Source organism: Caballeronia sp. RCC_10 (assembly GCF_041360715.1).
Classification (GTDB): domain Bacteria; phylum Pseudomonadota; class Gammaproteobacteria; order Burkholderiales; family Burkholderiaceae; genus Caballeronia; species Caballeronia grimmiae.
The window spans coordinates 1-699 of sequence record NZ_JBFUPT010000121.1; the positions used below are offsets into that span (position 1 = coordinate 1).

Here is a 699-nt window from a genome sequence, read left to right on the forward strand (position 1 = left end):
GTTCTCGCGCTGGGAATACGCGAACGTTGTTGAGGGTGGCGAGAGTTTCGAGGCCCTCGCATCGGGATTGCAGAACGCGCTGTGGCAGGCCGGCGGCTGCCCGCGCGAACATCGCTCTGACAGCCTGTCGGCTGCCTTCAAGAATCTGACAGAGCAGGAGGACTTCACGAAACGTTACTCAGCGCTGCTCGACCATTACGGCATGGAGGGCACGCGCAACAATCGAGGCCTGGGTCACGAGAACGGCAGCGTGGAGTCATCGCATCGGTATCTGAAGGAAGCGGTCGACCAGGCCTTGATGCTTCGCGGTCATCGCGACTTCGCTGAGCGGGGCGCCTACGATGAATTTATCCGTGAGGTGGTGATGCGCCGGAACCGGCGCAACGCTGCGGCGTTTCGTATTGAGCGCGCACAGTTGCAGGATTTGCCCGTACGTCGCACTACTGACTTCGTCGAGGAAGAAGCACTCGTGACCCGCTGCAGCACATTCACCGTGCGCGGCATCCTGTACAGCGCACCGTCGCGCCTGATCGGCCATAGGCTAAAGGTGCGGATCTATGGTGACCGGCTCGACTGCTATCTGTCGGGCGCGCTGGTGCACAGTACGCCGCGAGGCTCCCGTGCAGCCGACAACCGCCACGCGCTGGACTATCGTCACTTCATCGATTCTCTCAAGCGCAAGCCGCAGGCGTTCAGGGG

The 699-nt window shown here is 61.9% G+C and carries 1 pseudogene; it reads left to right on the forward strand.

From position 1 onward, the window contains the following. Positions 1–699, forward strand: a pseudogene (locus AB6804_RS31915) (IS21 family transposase); the annotation flags it as partial.